Source organism: Vibrio sp. vnigr-6D03 (assembly GCF_002835515.1).
Lineage (GTDB): Bacteria > Pseudomonadota > Gammaproteobacteria > Enterobacterales > Vibrionaceae > Vibrio > Vibrio penaeicida.
Genome location: NZ_PIZL01000044.1, coordinates 22446 through 38920, shown reverse-complemented (window position 1 = coordinate 38920; position 16475 = coordinate 22446). Strand labels below are relative to the sequence as shown.

Genomic DNA, 16475 nt, shown 5'->3' with positions numbered 1-16475 from the left:
ATCAAGCTTAGTTCTCAGTACATTAAACCTCAAGAAAGCCGAATTAGATGGTTTTATCCGTTATTTGAGCGACATTTTCATAATGTGTTGAGGACCAGCCGGACCACCATGGTAAAGCTCACCATTGTCTTTAAAACCATTGAGCTCATAACAACGATAAGCCCCAGGGTTTTTGCAATTCACCGTAAGATAAATGAATTCGAACGTCTCATAACACTGCTGTAAATAGGAATGAAGCGCAGCCACAGCTTGTTTGCCATAGCCACTTCCTTGGTAACGTGTATCAACAAAGAAAGCTCTTAGCCCTAGCGCTCCACGAACAGCAAAGTCGTACTGCTCACCGTAGGTTGTATCGACAAGAAAAAATCCAACCACCTTGTCGCTTTCATTCACCATAACATGTGGGTGTACTTTGTTATCTACGTTCACCAAAATCTCTTCCATTGTACCAACAAACTTTAACTGCTCTTCTGCGACATGCAGCTCGGATACTTGGTTCAAATGTTGTGAGCTCATTGGTTGTAGTCTAATCATCTTGGCTTCCTTTCCTCTTTTCCCATTCCGAACGTAACATAGCGTAGATAACGGTATCCCACCAACGTTCTTTAAAGTATCGATGTTCAATAAACTGAGCTTCCTTTCTCATTCCAAATTGACGACACATCGCTATCGCGGCTTTGTTTGCTCCAATCGTTTCTGCATACAAACGGTGAACCGCCAGCTTTTCAAATCCAAACCCTGCTATAGCCTCTGCTGCTTCTTGCGCGTACCCAGCACCTTGAAACTCACGCGCCACACCGCACCCCATAGAAGCTTGCTGATCGGCTTCCAATCGAATGCCACACGTGCCAATCACTTCACCTGTTTGCTGTAAAACGATGGCGAGCTGATATTTACTTCGTGGTAATTCATGCGCTTGCTCAATGAAAAGATTAACCAAAAACTCAGCCTTCTCTATCGAGCAATCGTCTTCATCATAGAAGCGCTGATACTTTGAGTCTTGAGTCAACGCTATGTATGAGGAGACATCTTGGATCTCAAAATCCCTTAATATCAGTCGTTCCGTAACAATTTCAAACACTTCCCTCTCCATTTAGTATTTCTCTCTCCCTATTGTGGAGCTAGCGCGACTATACAAAAGGGAATGATATCGCGCTACTCACATGTTTAATTGCTTGATCTATTGCGTGATGAAGAAATTAATATTTGAAAATCGGATCTACCGTTAACACAATTTTTCCCACCGCCTGAAACGTTTCAACTCTCTCGTGAGCGGTTTGAATGTCATCCAGCGGATAAATTGTGTCTATTGGCGTAAGTACAGAGCCAGAACTCACCAGTGACAAGACCGCTTCCAAAGATTCTCGGCTTGGCATGACCATCATACGTGTAAATTCAATTTCTGCTTGTTGAGCTTGAGCTGCAGGGATCTCGTCAAAGGTGGACACAACTTGTCCTCCCTGCTTAACCGCGTGAAGGGTCCGACGAATAAGGTCATCGCCTGTCTTTGCTACTAAGGCGATATCGAAACGGGCTGTGCCACTCCAACTAGGATCCGTTTCTGTGTACACCTCGTCTGCCCCAAAAGATCGCACATAGTCGTACTTATGTGCAGATGATGTTGCAACAACATACGCTCCCGCCGATTTCGCTATTTGAACAGCAAAACTCCCGACCGCACCAGACGCATTATGAATCAAGACTCGTTCACCTTGCTTCAAACCCGCAATATCATGCAGCCCCTGATATGCGGTCATCGATGCAAGAGGTAAAGCAGCCGCTTCCAAAAAGCTCATCTTTTCTGGCTTGATCGATACAATATCCGCATTGGTTACGATGTATTCCGCATTAGTACCTTGCTCTCCGATGGCGGTATACGCAATCACCTTGTCGCCTACATTAAACTCCGTAACACCAGCTCCGACTTCTTCGATAATACCGGAACAATCCCAGCCCAAAATTAGCGGCAAAGTATGCATACCACTGTCTTTCAACATCCCATTGCGTATATGAAAGTCCACAGGATTAACACCACTAGCGACGACTTTTATTAAGACCTTTCCTGCCTGAACTTGCGGTTTTTCAATGTCGCCAATCACTAGCTCATCTTTGTTTCCATATTGATTAATAAATGCTGCTTTCATCTTTTTTTCCTTATGATTTGAGAACAGCTTCAGTATTACTCAATCAATTCATTCCAAATAATGCATATATAATATAGTTTTCATTCCCTAAGGGAATAAGTTGAGAATGGAACCGTGTCCAAACCAGATTTAAATCTAATATTGATCTTCGATGCCATTATGCGAGAGCAATCCATTACGATTGCAGCAGAGCAACTAGCGATGACCCAGCCTTCGGTTTCCAAAGCGGTATCTCGAATGCGCTACATTTGGAAAGATCCGCTATTTGTTAAAAAAGGACGAGGCATTCAACCCACCCCCTATGCGATCAATTTATGGGAAACCATCGCTAACCCGATCAAACAGATCGAACAAGCGGTAACACCACAAACATTTGACCCAATGAAAACGCGAACTCAACTTCGCGTAGCACTGACCGACGGTGTCAGCTATCTGTTTTGGCCACATTTAAGGCGCGTGATTGAACAAAGAGCAAAAGCCATTGATTTGTATGCCGTGCCCTTTAGAGGAGATGGTGAGCAGCTGCTCCTTGATGCGCAAGTTGATTTGGTTTTAGATTACTACCCCACATCACACCCGCACATCCACTCAAAGCTCATATTTGAAAATCACTTTACATGTGTGATGCCGCCTTCACACCCGCGAGCAAAAGACGACATGTCACTTGAAACATTCTGCACAGAAGAGCATTTACTGGTCTCTTTGTCGGGGGATCCGAAAGGCATTGTTGATAGCCGTCTAAAAGAAATGAATCTGTCTAGGCGTGTTGCCATTACAGTTAACAGCTTTTCTAGCGCAATCCATTTACTCAAACAATCAAACTTAATGAGCGTTATGCCACGCTCAGTGGTTTGTGGAGATATACACGCCGGTACACTCATCGAAAAGCCACTGCCGCTAGTTGTTCCGCCGGCACCTATTTCAATCGCTTGGCATAAAAGGAGTGCCAACAGCCAAGCGCTAAAGTGGCTTATTAATGAAGTTCATACTTGCTTATCGGAGCAGAGTGCCGTGTTTAACTGGATGCCAGTATCACCAAAGTGAAACAAAGGTATCCATTCTCTGTATTCCTCGCTATTCTCCTAGCCTTCTGACAATAAAGGATTGAAAATGCGCAGAAACACTTCACTTGATCGCTGGCTTGCCATTCCAAAACCAAAACCTAATGCCCCGTTACGCTTAATCTGTCTGCCTTACGCAGGAGGCAACGCAAACTCATTTGTTCCCTATAGTGCTTTGCAGGAACTGAATGCCGAAATTTGTGCGGTACAGCTACCAGGAAAAGGCAGCCGATTAAATGAAGCACAGTACCAAAGCATTGATACGTTAGTGGAGGATTTAGCGGAAGTATTAACCCCTATCATCGACAAACCTTATGTCATTTGGGGACACAGTTTTGGCTCACGAATTGGTTTTGAGCTTATCCGCTATTTCAAAGAGCATAAAATGCCGATGCCTATTCATTTCATTCCGGCGGCATCAAGAGCGCCTCATGAATTGAACACTCGAGACCCGATTCACGGACTGTCGGATGAAGGGTTTAAAATAAAGTTAAAGGAAATGGGCGGTACACCGGATGAAATTATTGAGCATGACGAACTCATGTCCATACTATTGCCTGGTTTGAAAGCGGATTTTAAGCTTGCCGAAACACACATAGTTAGCGCTATTGAACAACTCAACGTTCCCGTTACGCTACTGGGTGGCACAAGTGATACCATCATTCCACCTGATTCTTTGCCGAACTGGCAGGCACACTTTTGTGGCGACTTTGAATTGGAGATGATAGAGGGCGACCACTTCTTTATCGACAAGCAATTTGAGTCTGTAAGCAAAAAGCTTGTCGATATTATTCAGCGCGTTACCGATAAAAGAACGGGTTTAGCTCAACCAGCAATCTGATTCCGTTTTGCTTAATATGCGGTCCCAGCGAATATTGACCCCGTATTGACCTAGTGTTTTTACCGATGTCAGAATACAGTCACATGGGAAATTGGCAGGCAGTACCAAGTCTTCAGACAAAATGTCCGGCAGCAAAGGAAAAGCACATAAGCTATTGATCCTTTGCTGTTCAACGAGCTTTGACATGCTTTCACCGAGGCCAATTTCAACTAGTATACAATTCCCCAAATCTTCAGAGACACATTGCAGCCCTTTTGCAAATTGAACCGTTTGTTGAATTTGACTCGCCCAGTATTGCGAATGTTCAACGTCTCCTTGCTGTACCCATCTTCCCGTTATCGTGGAAACAAAAGGCGTATGAATCGGGTAACTGGGTATGCCCTCGATATAAGTGCCGAGCGTTTTGGATACATCTGTCATCAAATTGGAGTGCAGTGCATACCTTTGAGAGACGTATTCCCCACTTTCTGCATTTTCAACATATTGCTCTAACCAATGACTTAGAGGCTCTGCACCTCCCGAAACAACGCATCGATGTGGAGTACTCACATAGGAAAGGGAGATCTTTTGATCGGAGCTAGGGTGTGTCTTATTCCAATCATCCAACCATTTCACTACTTCCGCTTTCCCCTTGGGAACAGCAAACATTGCACCAGCTTGCGCATCATCCATCAGCCGTTGGCGAGAGCAGACCATGGCGAGCACATCCTCAATGTTCAGTAGCCCACTTATACAGCCCGCTACGTATTCACCAAGGCTGTCACCGATAAGGGCATCTGGCTTAACTCCCCAGTGGATAAGCGTCGAGGCGAGAGCATATTCAAATACAAAGAGCTGTACCTGACTTACAGGCTGCTTGCTGTGCACTTGACACTCACTAAAGAAGAACTCCGTTTCATCCGCTAAGTGCACATCCGTTTTAGTGAGATGCCATAAACACTCTTCCACTCTCTCGTGAAAATATTCAAAGTTCTCGTACAAAGATCTCGCGCAACGATGAGGCTGTTCCTCAAGGCCGCTAAACATAAAAACAACAGCAGGTTTGGATCTCGAGTATGCTGAACTTCCTCCCATACCCTCTTGAATGTGATTGAAATGGTTAGGTCCATAGCTTGGTGTTTTTGTGTTTCCCAGACCTGTTATAGGGCTATCTATCATTGAGCCATCTATTATTGATCTATCTGTTTTTGAACCACCCGATTGCATGAAGAGTGTTTTTGCTTCTTGATTATCCAACATAAAATCTTGACGTTTTTCTGGATGAAACATGGTTTTCGCTCCTTGAATGGAACTACGAGTCTGATGTAGCAAACGTGACTAATAGCTGTCCGAAATACGGAATACTTGAAAAATTCAGATCGTTATTCCAGATTTTTTATAGTTTATTGATTGATTTAGAAAATTGACGTCGAATCAACGAAAGTCGTGCTCATTTGTACACATTTGAAAGATTTTCGGGTCCGAAGCCTACTGCTCGGCTTTTGCTATTTTGTATTGAGAATACTTTTAAATACCGCAGTACATTCAATTATTTATAAATTTAAAATAATCACTAGATGCAAATATGGACATGGAGTGTTGCAATTTTGAATGCTAATAGCTTTTCTCACCTAAAAAGAATGGCAATGTTCGCAGCGATAGTCGAAGCTGGGAGCTTTGCCGCAGCGGCTAGAAAACTGAAAACGGATCGCTCTAAGCTCAGTAAGCAATTGTCAGAGCTGGAAGCTCAGCTAGGTTCTCGCTTAATACAGCGTTCAACCAGAAAGCTTTCGGTGACAAGAGAAGGACAGAAGGTTTACCAAGAAGTTAAGCAATTACCTTACTTGTTTGAACACATTGAATCCATCATCGCACCCAAAGAGGTGTCTGGGCGAGTATCGTTAACCATGACTTACGATATCGCTCTGAATCAGGTTTTACCTATCTTAGAAGAATTCAGAGAGATCTACCCAGAGGTGGAACTCGATTTGATCCTGAACGACCATAAGTCAGACATAGTGGCAGAAAATATTGATCTGGCGCTACGTGTTGGCAGCCCGCAAGACAGTTCTTTGATCGCCCGACAAATGTTCGAGCAAAGTGCCCACCTATTTGCGAGCCCAGAGTACATCGCAAAACATGGGATACCCAACACAGCGGAGGAGCTAGAGTCGCATTATTGGGTTTTACTTGAACAGCAATCCGCTAGTAACAACCTACAAAAGCTCTATTGCGACGGAAAGATGATCGCTATTGCGCCGAAAAACTATCACTGTTGCAATTCTCCGCTAGTGATGCAGAAGCTCACCTTGATGGGCGTCGGAGTGGGGTTATTGATTCCATGTACCGTACAAAAGGAGATCGATACTGGCGAGTTGATTCAGGTGGCGTGTGGCATTAGAAGCGAACCCAAGATCTTTAACTTGGTATATCCTTCTAGGAAACAAATTCCAGCACGGATCAGGCACTTAATTGATTTTCTTCTTGCCGCTGATATTTTTTCAGGTATGTCATATAAGGGTTGTTGAGTCAGGTGACGCATATTCCCAAGTAACCTCAAGATGCTTGGGGATATGTTAATAAATCGAGTATAACGATCTCAAAAATGCCATAGGTATTGAGACCTCCCCTTTAACATTTTTGATACCTATTTCATTTGAATATGCGCTCTAGCCATTATTGGAATGGTTAAATTAAAACCACCTAGATTAATATTCAACCAAAAGTGTTTCATAAAGTTATAAAGAAAAATACTTCAAACAAACAATGCTGATTATTCTTTTTCCTAAATTCTCTGATGAATAATTTAGCAAAGAGTAATTTAATCCCATCTGTAACAATAGACACATTAACATTGTGCCTATATAAAATGGGATTAGGTAAATAGAGTATTCAATGATGAGTAACAGTTGGAATTAAACTCTACAAAAAGACACTTTAGGCGGTATTCCACTTTGTTGTAAATACGTGTTCAAGAGAGGTCATAAGAAACTTAAAACGTTAACGCATTATAATACCCATAAAAGGAACAAGCTTAATTACTTCACAAACCATTACCCTGCTGGACACATGGATAAATCCCCCAAAGTAACTCGACATCAAACCATAAATAAAAACCAGTATAATTTCACGATTTCATGACCAATTAAAAGCTCAATAATAGCGGTACAAGCCAAAAGAAAATATTGCTATCGACACCAACCTTTAACCATTAATTAATTATGGTTAATCACTAGCAAAGACCCACCAAGAAAATAATCTCACAATAAAATAAGGGGTATTAAGTAGCTTATATATAATTCGCTCTGTAAAACAGGTCACTACAGGCCTAAGTCTTGCTCTACCTCATTTTTTGGAAAAATGAAATTAATATTTTTGTAATTTATACATAGATTGAAATTTACAGTTCTGAACAAGTTAAAGCTTGCTAATTTAACAATTTGGTACTTTAATTCACGCTTTAGTATCTAAGTTCCAATATCACTGCATTTTGTAAGTTAATTGTTTCAAATGATAATGAATTGTTAACAAAATCTTTCCTTTTTGTTTGACGTCATTTCACGTGCAATTTTCTTCAAAGCGAAGTGATTGATCTATGTATTTGGATACTTCGTATTTTAAGTATTGTCTTTGAATTTATTCTGGTTGTGAGTTCCAGGGAGGACAAATGAAAATAAAATGTAACATAAAAGTTGCATTAATATTAACATCAGTCGTAGGGCTGATTTTATTAGGCGTACTATTCTTCGGTAGTAACATGGTGTTATTCGATCCTAAGGGACCCGTTGGTCAAGCTCAGGAATCGTTGATTATCACTTCTGTTTTACTCATGGCCATCATCATTGTTCCGGTGTTGTTCATGTGTGTGTACTTCCCGTACAAGTACCGCTCTTCTAACAAAGAGGCCGAGTACAAACCAAACTGGGAGCACTCCACTAAAATCGAAGTGATAGTCTGGGCTGTTCCTTGTCTTATCATTTTGGCATTGGGTTGGATTACTTATGAAACGTCCCACTCTCTTGATCCTCGCCGTGAAATCGAGTCAGACAAGACACCTCTAACTATCCAAGTTGTTTCCATGAACTGGAAATGGTTGTTCATCTACCCTGAACAACAAATTGCAACCGTAAACGAAGTTGCCTTCCCAGCCGATCGTCCTGTGGAGTTTCTCGTTACTTCTGACACAACAATGAACTCATTTTTTATTCCTCAGCTTGGTAGCCAAATCTACGCAATGGCTGGAATGGAAAATCGCGTCAACTTGATGGCTACAGAAGAAGGCGTCTACCGCGGTATGTCTGCTAACTACAGCGGTTTCGGATTCGCGAACATGCACTTTAAGGCTCATGCCGTTAGTGAATCTGGTTTTGACGAATGGGTGAACAAAGTGAAATTGTCTGAGCAAGTGCTGAATGACACTAGCTACGACGCTTTGACTGCTAATGCAAAAGAGCAGATCAAAAAATACCACCCTGTGACCTACTACTCATCTGTCGATCCATTGCGATTCAAAGATATCATCGAGAAACATTCAGGAGCTCAAAATGGCCTATAAAGGCGACGTACATGCCGAACCTGATTTAATATTCGGAAAACTAAACTGGGACGTCATTCCGTACACTGACCCAGTTATTTTGCCCGTTATGATTGCCGCGATCCTTGGTGGTCTCGGTCTGCTAGGTTTGATTACCTACATGGGTAAATGGAAATACTTGTGGGCTGAATGGTTAACCTCTGTTGACCACAAGAAAATTGGTATCATGTACATCATCGTTGCGCTAGTCATGATGGTTCGGGGTTTTTCCGACGCCATATTGATGCGTTCGCAGCAAGCATTAGCTACGGTAGATGCCTCATATCTGCCCCCCGAACACTACGACCAAATCTTTACGGCTCACGGCGTAATCATGATTTTCTTCGTGGCCATGCCTTTGGTTGTCGGTTTGATGAACGTTGTTGTGCCTCTTCAAATTGGTGCGCGCGACGTTGCTTTCCCATTCCTAAACTCCTTGAGTTTCTGGCTATTCGTTGTAGGTGCAATCCTAATCAACCTTTCTTTGTTCGTTGGTGAATTCGCTTCGACTGGTTGGTTGGCATATCCGCCTCTTTCAGGAATGGAATACAGCCCGTGGGTTGGTGTGGATTATTGGCTCTGGTCGCTCCAGATCTCTGGTATCGGTACGCTTCTAACAGGTGTTAACTTTGTTGTTACTATCTTGCGTATGCGTGCTCCAGGTATGAAGCTGATGCAAATGCCTGTGTTCACTTGGACTTCTTTGTGTGCCAACGCACTTATCATCGTTGCTTTCCCTATTCTTACCGTTACGCTGACACTTCTGACTCTTGACCGCTACATTGGTACCCATTTCTTTACCAATGATATGGGCGGCAACCAGATGATGTACGTGAACTTGATTTGGGCATGGGGTCACCCAGAGGTATACATTCTGGTTCTACCAGCGTTTGGTATCTTCTCGGAAATCTGTGCAACGTTCTCTCGTAAACGACTGTTTGGTTATACGTCTCTTGTATGGGCGACGGCAGTAATCATGGTTCTTTCGTTTGTCGTATGGCTGCACCACTTCTTTACCATGGGGGCTGGGGCAAGTGTTAACGCCTTCTTCGGAATAGCCACCATGATAATATCCATACCCACCGGGGTTAAGATATTTAACTGGCTCTTCACCATGTATAAAGGACGTGTAGAGTTCACGGCAAGTATGTGGTGGACAATGGCATTCCTTGTTACCTTCACCATTGGTGGTATGACAGGTGTAATGCTAGCGGTACCTGCCGCAAACTTTGTACTACACAACAGCTTGTTCGTAATCGCTCACTTCCACAATGTAATCATTGGTGGTGCAGTATTCGGTTACTTTGCTGGCTTTACATATTGGTTCCCTAAAGCAACTGGCTTCAAACTGAACGAGAAGTGGGGCAAGGTTTCTTGTGCACTTTGGACTATCGGTTTCTTCGTTGCCTTTATGCCGGTATACGTACTTGGTTTCAACGGCATGACTCGCCGTCTAAATGCGACAGACAACCCAGAGTGGGCACCATTGCTTATGATTGCTGCATTCGGTGTTGCCATCATCGCAGCTGGTATTGCCGCTCAGTTCTACCAAGTCTTCATCAGTATTCGTGACCGTAAGCAAAATATGGACGAAACCGGTGACCCTTGGAATGGTCGTACTCTTGAGTGGGCGACGTCTTCTCCACCTCCATTCTATAACTTTGCAACTCTGCCAAAAATTCATGACAGAGACGAGCACCACTACCGCAAAGAACATGGAATGGCGTATCAAAAACCTGACCGCTACAAGCGAATCCACATGCCAAGTAACACTTGGGCAGGTGTAGTAATCAGCTTCTTCTCGCTGATTATGGGCTTCGCATTTGTATGGCATATCTGGTGGATGGTTGTTGTTGGCTTCCTTGGTATGATCGTGTCTTGGATCGTATACAGCTTCCAGCGCAATAAAGATTACTACGTTGAAGTTTCTGAAGTTGAGGCAATTGAAGGTCCTCATCTAGACAAGGTTTATCAGGAGCGCCCTGAATTTAACCCTGCGTCGAAAGAAACTGACACGAAACCTGCATCCCCAGCGGTTTAAGGATTTAGGAGATAATATGACTGCACATGATAAAGCAGTGCTGGACAATGGTGGTCACGATGATCATGACCACCATGATTACGCTGGCGACACTATCTTTGGCTTTTGGATTTATATCCTAAGCGACTGTTTATTATTCGGTACGTTGTTTGCCACATTTGCTGTTTTCTCAAATAGCTTTGCGGGCATTGTAGAACCAAGTGAATTATTCAACCTGTGGTTTGTAGCAGGCGGTACCGCTTTGCTACTGCTTAGTAGTTTCACCTTCGGCATGGGTATGCTGAAAGCGAAAGAGCGCGATGCGAAAGGCATGTGGTTCTGGCTTTGGACAACCTTTGCTTTAGGTCTGGGCTTCTTGATTATGGAACTTTATGAGTTCCATCACTTCAGCGCAGCAGGTGCAACGTTTGACAGCAGTGCATACTGGTCGTCTTTCTACGCACTAGTAGCCACGCACGGTTTGCACGTTTTCGCTGGTTTGATTTGGATGATCGTTTTGTATTTCCACTTTAAACGAGATGGCTTTACTGAAGACAACGAAGCGCGTCTGTCTTGCTTAAGCTTGTTCTGGCACTTCCTAGATGTAATCTGGATTTGTGTGTTTAGTGTGGTTTATCTAATGGGAGTGATGTAATGGCACAGACTGCAGAACACGGTCATGGCGGTCAAGCACATGGCAGCGTTAAAGAATATGTAATGGGTCTTATTTATTCCGTCTTACTCACAGTGATCCCATTCGCTATGGTAATGATGGATATAGGCTCTCCACAGTTGAAAATCGGCGTTATCTTGATCTGTGCTGTTGCGCAAATTTTGGTTCAGCTGGTGTTCTTCTTGCACATGAATACCTCTTCCGAGCAGATGTGGAACACGACCTCGGCAGTATTCGTGGTCGTCTTAGTTGCCATCATATTAATTGGTTCGCTTTGGATTATGGAACACCTGAACCACAATATGCTGATGGGTCACTAATCGGAATACATAATGATTTCGAACTATTTACAACTCACTAAACCTGGCATTATCCGCGGCAACCTAGTTGCTGCGGCTGGTGGCTTCTTTCTGGCCTCTCAAGGCCAGATTGACTGGGCCCTTTTCCTTGCCGTGTGTTTAGGTACGACATTCATCGTTGCGTCAGGCTGCGTTTTCAATAACTTCATCGATAAAGACATCGATGCCAAGATGAAGCGCACTTGCCAACGTGAGCTAGTACAAAAAGTCGTCCCAGTGTCCAATGCTTTAGCTTGGGCTACCATTCTGGGTATTGCAGGGTTTTCTACTCTGTTTTTCTTCACCTCTACAGTCGCTTTCTGGTTCGGTGTTCTTGGGTTTGTTGTGTATGTTGGCTTCTACAGCCTTTACTACAAAAGACACTCTGTACATGGAACGTTAATCGGTGGCTTGTCTGGTGCTTGTCCTCCTGTCATTGGGTATTGCGCAGTAACCAACCAATTGGATCTTGGCGCTGCAATTGTGTTCCTTACCTTTTGTATTTGGCAGATACCACACTCATACGCGATCGCCATTTATCGTTTTGATGATTACAAAGCGGCATCGATTCCTGTATTGCCGATTAAAGAAGGTGTAGATAAAGCGCGTACTCATATCATGGGTTATATCGTTGCTTTTGCTATCGCTTCTTTAGCTCTGACTTACTTAGGTTATGCGGGTAGTTGGTATGCTTTAGGTATGGGTCTGGTCAGTATGTACTGGTTGTACTTAGCGAAAGTAAGTTTTCAAAAAATGCCAACCGAGCAATGGGGTAAGCAACAAATGCTGTTCTCTATCGTTTGTATTATGGTGTTCTGCATTTTGATTTCTATCGACTTCTCTCCGTCAGAAATCCATGAAACTCAACAAGCATCGGTGAACATACTTCAACTCAAGGAATTCATTTAATGATTCGAAACCCAGTGAAGATAGTATTAGCATTGGGTGTCCTTGCTCTGGCAGGTATTCTTGCACTCTACGTGGACAATACAACGCTCCCTATAGGAGAGAAGCCTCGCCAGTTCAAAGACTTAGGTGGAAAATTCCACTTAAACAGTGCTAGTGGCTCTGTCGACCTTGACGAATATAAAGACAAGGTTGTTGTTTTGTACTTTGGTTACCTAAATTGTGCTGAAGTTTGCCCTTCATCAATGGGGGTAATGTCTGCTTCGTTCAAATACCTATCTGAAGAGATATACGACAAGACGCAAGGGTTCTTTGTGAGCGTCGACCCAGAGCGAGACGACTTAGAATCAATTAATGAGTTTGCACAGTATTTCGACAAACAAATTTTGGGTTTAACTGGCACAGAAGAAGAGATTCAAACCATTACCGATCAATACGGTGTTTATATTGATTTGGTTGACATGTCATCGTCTGAGCTTGCCTATACAGTAGACCACGCTTCCCGGTTTTATATCATCGACCCAGCTGGGCAGCTCGTTGACTCTCTAAGCCACAGTACAACGCCTATAGAGCTAGCGGCTCGTATTGAGAGAGCGCTGGAAGAGTACAATTCAAATACCGGAAATGCTTCATGAAATTAGCCAAAATTGGCATTGTGTGTTTTATCGCATTTTTGCTGGCTTTTTCCGTCGCCTACTACGAAAAAACCAAAAAGCCTTTCTATCAGCCAGATCCTTTACCATCAAGTGAAGTTCAGCGCTTAACGGACAAGGCTTACGTCGATTACGCTCGAATCAAAGCCACAATTCCAGGTATTAAAGTGACGTCGGGTTATCTGAACATCACAAACAAAGGTGCAGATACAATTCGCTTTACGCACGTCGAGACAGATGCTGCGAAGCATACTGAATTCCACCGTATGTTCTTACGCGACAGCCGAATGGCAATGCGGAAAATAGAGGTGATTGAAGTCAAACCTAACGAGACTTTCAAGTTAGAGCCTAACGGATATCACTTAATGCTAATGGGATTAACTCAGCGTTTTAAAGCGGGTGAAACCATAAAAGTCACATTGATACGTGATAACGGAGAGCGCTATACTCTCGACTTTCCTGTTATGGCTGTCAAAGCAAAATAGTTTGAAGATTCATCTGAATACCAAGGAGCATGCATGAAACCTACGTTAGTTCTGCTTTCTGGCTCGCTCGTGTTTTCCCCTGCTCTCGTTGCAGAAGAAGCACCTGTGACGACATCAATGGACATCATTGCAACCGAGCAAGCTCTACCATGTGCCGAAGAATTGCGAGAACTTGCACGCTCCAGCTTAAAAAAGAACCCACACCGTATGCTCGCTTACAAAAGCGACTCTAACGATATACATTTGTTCAACGCTTTAGCCGTGACCAACTACCGCGATAGAGACAGCCACGTGACATTCCATGGTATAAAAAATGCCAATGGAACCTGTGACACCTCGGTAACCGAAAGCTATGTATTGCAAACACCTTGTGCAGATGCGCGCCACGAAGCATTTAGTAAGTGGGACTTCCAAGGAAAACTCACCGATAGAACCATGGTCCTCAGCAGCAAACGCATTGCGGGGAAACAAGCGTTTCTCACCGATCAATTCACAACTCTGTGCTTAGTCACCACTCGACAACTCGTTAAAAACTAACGGTTAAAGTAAATCTAGCTGCTCAATACAGATTTATCTGAAGAGCAGCGTAAAGCCCCCTACCTGTACCACTTAACGCCCCCCAATTTAGACAACAAAGCCCCACCACTCTGTTCAGCGTGAATTTTTTGATTATTATTTATTCGCCTTTGAGCTTGTAAATAAACTACACTTTTATCTATAACTAATAATTAGGGTAAGCCCAAATCAACCTCATTGGACCTATACATTTAAACATGGAAAGGGCAATGCGACATCCTCTCACTATTTTTCTATCTCTATCACTAACCAGTTGCTATACCGACGGACACTGTACTCTAGTCCCAAGGACGGATAACGGTAAAATAGAAATAGTGTGCTCAACTCTCGAAGATAACACGCAAGAAAACCCAGCCACATCCGATGAAAATGATACAGATCCCCCAAAAAATGACGCACCTCCAACATCGGAGGACTCCGAAAGTACCCCCTCACAACCAGAACTGGTGGAGCCTAACCCAGAAGTGGAGCCTGAACCTGAGCCCGAACCTGAGCCCGAGCCCGAACCCGAACCCGAACCCGAGCCTGAACCAGAACCCGAACCTGAGCCTGAACCTGAACCTGAACCTGAGCCCGAACCCGAACCTGAGCCTGAACCTGAGCCTGAACCTGAACCTGAACCCGAACCTGAACCCGAACCTGAACCTGAGCCCGAACCCGAACCTGAGCCCGAGCCATCACTATCAGAGATTTCTGAGATATCAATTTCTGGGGACATGGTGCCGGATTCGACCATCATCCCAACGATTAGCTGTACTGAATGTGCAGGAACAACATTCTATCGTTGGCTTATTGATGATGTAGAAGTGAGTACAAGCCCGCAGTATCTTTTCACTCTATCTGATTTTGAAAAAACGCTAACTCTTGAGGTTAAAGTAACAGATTCTAATGGAACAATTTCTGATACGAGCTTTGCAAAGTTCAAGAGAACACATGTAAATAGCATTACCACTAACCCTTTTGCTTATGCCGCACTCATGAATGACAAGACTGTAGTAACTTGGGGGATTACAAATAATGGAGGAAACTCGAGTTCAGTAGCGTCTCAGTTAATCGATATAGATTCGATAGTCGCTGGCTACAGCTCTTTTGCAGCGATAAAAACCGATGGAAGTGTAGTAACCTGGGGGCTGGCATCCAGTGGAGGCGATTCTAGTTCAGTCAAAGATGACCTCATTAACGTAACGGCGATCACTTCAAACAACCATGCCTTTGCTGCATTAAAATCCGATGGAACGGTCGTAACCTGGGGGAACAGCTCACGAGGTGGTGACAGCAGTGCCGTCCAATTGAATTTAACCAATGTAATAGAAATTGTTAGCACAGAGTTTGCGTTCGCAGCGAGAAAATCAGACGGAACAATTGTCGTGTGGGGTGATCCGTTGCGAGGTGGCGATTTAGAGGGCTTATCTCTTTCTAACATTGATCGTGTCATCGGAGGAAAATATGCTTTTGCCGCGGTAGACCAGTCAAATACGGTTTATTTTTGGGGGCTTGACGCTGCCGGAGGTTTACCGATTTCTGCAATTCCAAATTATGCAGCATCAGGCGTCTCAACTGTCATCAGCAATGACCTTTCCTTCGCCATGATCAAGACTAACAACGAGCTGACAGCACATGGCTTTAATAACTATGGTGGCGATATGGGTACACTCGCCAATCGCGTAACAAATACTTCCTCTGTTTACGGCTCAAGGTATGGGTTCGCTGCATTGTTGGAAGATGGCTCCGTCGTCGGTTGGGGATCAATCGATGACGTTCTATATGGCACGGCAACGAAACCCAATTTTTACACCCCGACGGTTACCAGTATCTCAACGATTACAACAACAAGAGATGCGTTTGCTGCTCTCGAAACCAACGGTACGGTTGTGACATGGGGAGATGCCGATGATGGGGGTGATAGCACATCCGTTGCGGCAGAATTGGTCAACGTTTCATCAATACATTCCGCTCGAAGTGCATTTGTAGCATTAAAAGAGGACGGCAGTGTTGTCACTTGGGGAGATACTAGTAGAGGTGGTGATAGCTCGTTGAATTTGACGGGCACTCTGGAAGATATCGAAAGCATATATAGCTCTCTTTACGCCTTCTCAGTGATCACAGAGCAAAAAGACATAGTCACGTGGGGGCTACTTTCCCACTCAGATATCAGTTCAGTGATGAGCAGTCTTGAACCCAAAGTGGAACGAATAGAAACGTCATACGATTAGCTCCATCGTAAAT

16 protein-coding genes are annotated in these 16475 nt (G+C 43.7%); 12 read left to right on the top strand and 4 right to left on the bottom strand.

Annotated elements, in window-relative coordinates; translation table 11 throughout:
• Positions 1-60: 60 nt before the first annotated feature.
• From CW749_RS25025 to CW749_RS25015, 3 genes are all read right to left on the bottom strand, one after another.
• On the bottom strand, positions 61-534 hold the full coding sequence (locus CW749_RS25025; RefSeq protein ID WP_101115190.1) for a GNAT family N-acetyltransferase: 474 nt from the start codon (positions 532-534) through the stop codon (positions 61-63).
• Positions 527-1081 (bottom strand): GNAT family protein, encoded by a 555-nt coding sequence (locus CW749_RS25020; RefSeq protein ID WP_101115189.1) that lies wholly within the window; start codon positions 1079-1081, stop codon positions 527-529. The genes CW749_RS25025 and CW749_RS25020 overlap by 8 nt, the downstream gene beginning before the upstream one ends.
• 118 nt (positions 1082-1199) lie before the next feature.
• Positions 1200-2144, bottom strand: coding sequence for an NADP-dependent oxidoreductase (locus CW749_RS25015; protein WP_101115188.1), 945 nt, complete (start codon positions 2142-2144; stop codon positions 1200-1202).
• A 114-nt stretch (positions 2145-2258) separates the two neighbouring features.
• On the opposite strand from CW749_RS25015, the gene CW749_RS25010 reads away from it, so the two are divergent.
• Complete coding sequence (locus CW749_RS25010) at positions 2259-3188, top strand: LysR family transcriptional regulator (RefSeq protein ID WP_101115187.1); 930 nt, start codon at positions 2259-2261, stop codon at positions 3186-3188.
• A gap of 66 nt (positions 3189-3254) precedes the next feature.
• Entirely contained in the window at positions 3255-4046 is a 792-nt protein-coding gene (locus CW749_RS25005; protein ID WP_101115186.1) for a thioesterase domain-containing protein, read from the top strand.
• Here the strand turns inward: CW749_RS25005 and CW749_RS25000 are convergent.
• The gene (locus CW749_RS25000) at positions 4026-5315 is read right to left on the bottom strand and encodes an acyltransferase domain-containing protein (protein WP_101115185.1); all 1290 of its coding nucleotides are present in this window, start codon (positions 5313-5315) and stop codon (positions 4026-4028) included. The two genes, CW749_RS25005 and CW749_RS25000, sit on opposite strands and share 21 nt — an antisense overlap.
• 287 nt (positions 5316-5602) lie before the next feature.
• On the opposite strand from CW749_RS25000, the gene CW749_RS24995 reads away from it, so the two are divergent.
• The 10 genes from CW749_RS24995 (at position 5603) to CW749_RS28295 (ending at position 16462) form a co-directional block, all read left to right on the top strand.
• Positions 5603-6553 (top strand): LysR family transcriptional regulator, encoded by a 951-nt coding sequence (locus tag CW749_RS24995; protein WP_272897875.1) that lies wholly within the window; start codon positions 5603-5605, stop codon positions 6551-6553.
• A 1139-nt stretch (positions 6554-7692) separates the two neighbouring features.
• Positions 7693-8580 carry a ubiquinol oxidase subunit II gene (cyoA, locus tag CW749_RS24990; protein WP_101115183.1) on the top strand — a complete coding sequence of 296 codons (888 nt, stop codon included), beginning with the start codon at positions 7693-7695 and terminating at the stop codon, positions 8578-8580.
• Between the two features lie 28 nt (positions 8581-8608).
• Entirely contained in the window at positions 8609-10639 is a 2031-nt protein-coding gene (gene cyoB, locus CW749_RS24985) for a cytochrome o ubiquinol oxidase subunit I (protein ID WP_201797035.1), read from the top strand.
• A gap of 16 nt (positions 10640-10655) precedes the next feature.
• On the top strand, positions 10656-11273 hold the full coding sequence (gene cyoC, locus CW749_RS24980) for a cytochrome o ubiquinol oxidase subunit III (protein WP_101115181.1): 618 nt from the start codon (positions 10656-10658) through the stop codon (positions 11271-11273).
• The gene (gene cyoD / locus CW749_RS24975; protein WP_101115180.1) at positions 11273-11611 is read left to right on the top strand and encodes a cytochrome o ubiquinol oxidase subunit IV; all 339 of its coding nucleotides are present in this window, start codon (positions 11273-11275) and stop codon (positions 11609-11611) included. Before cyoC ends, cyoD begins: the two co-directional genes overlap by 1 nt.
• Positions 11612-11623: 12 nt before the next feature.
• A complete protein-coding gene (gene cyoE / locus CW749_RS24970) occupies positions 11624-12538 on the top strand; it encodes a heme o synthase (protein ID WP_101115179.1) in 915 nt (304 codons plus the stop codon).
• On the top strand, positions 12538-13170 hold the full coding sequence (locus CW749_RS24965) for an SCO family protein (protein WP_101115178.1): 633 nt from the start codon (positions 12538-12540) through the stop codon (positions 13168-13170). Before cyoE ends, CW749_RS24965 begins: the two co-directional genes overlap by 1 nt.
• Positions 13167-13673 carry a copper chaperone PCu(A)C gene (locus tag CW749_RS24960; RefSeq protein ID WP_101115177.1) on the top strand — a complete coding sequence of 169 codons (507 nt, stop codon included), beginning with the start codon at positions 13167-13169 and terminating at the stop codon, positions 13671-13673. Before CW749_RS24965 ends, CW749_RS24960 begins: the two co-directional genes overlap by 4 nt.
• A 33-nt stretch (positions 13674-13706) precedes the next feature.
• On the top strand, positions 13707-14210 hold the full coding sequence (locus CW749_RS24955; RefSeq protein WP_101115176.1) for a hypothetical protein: 504 nt from the start codon (positions 13707-13709) through the stop codon (positions 14208-14210).
• Positions 14211-14458: 248 nt separating this feature from the next.
• A complete protein-coding gene (locus CW749_RS28295) occupies positions 14459-16462 on the top strand; it encodes a hypothetical protein (protein ID WP_180958491.1) in 2004 nt (667 codons plus the stop codon).
• Positions 16463-16475: the final 13 nt, after the last annotated feature.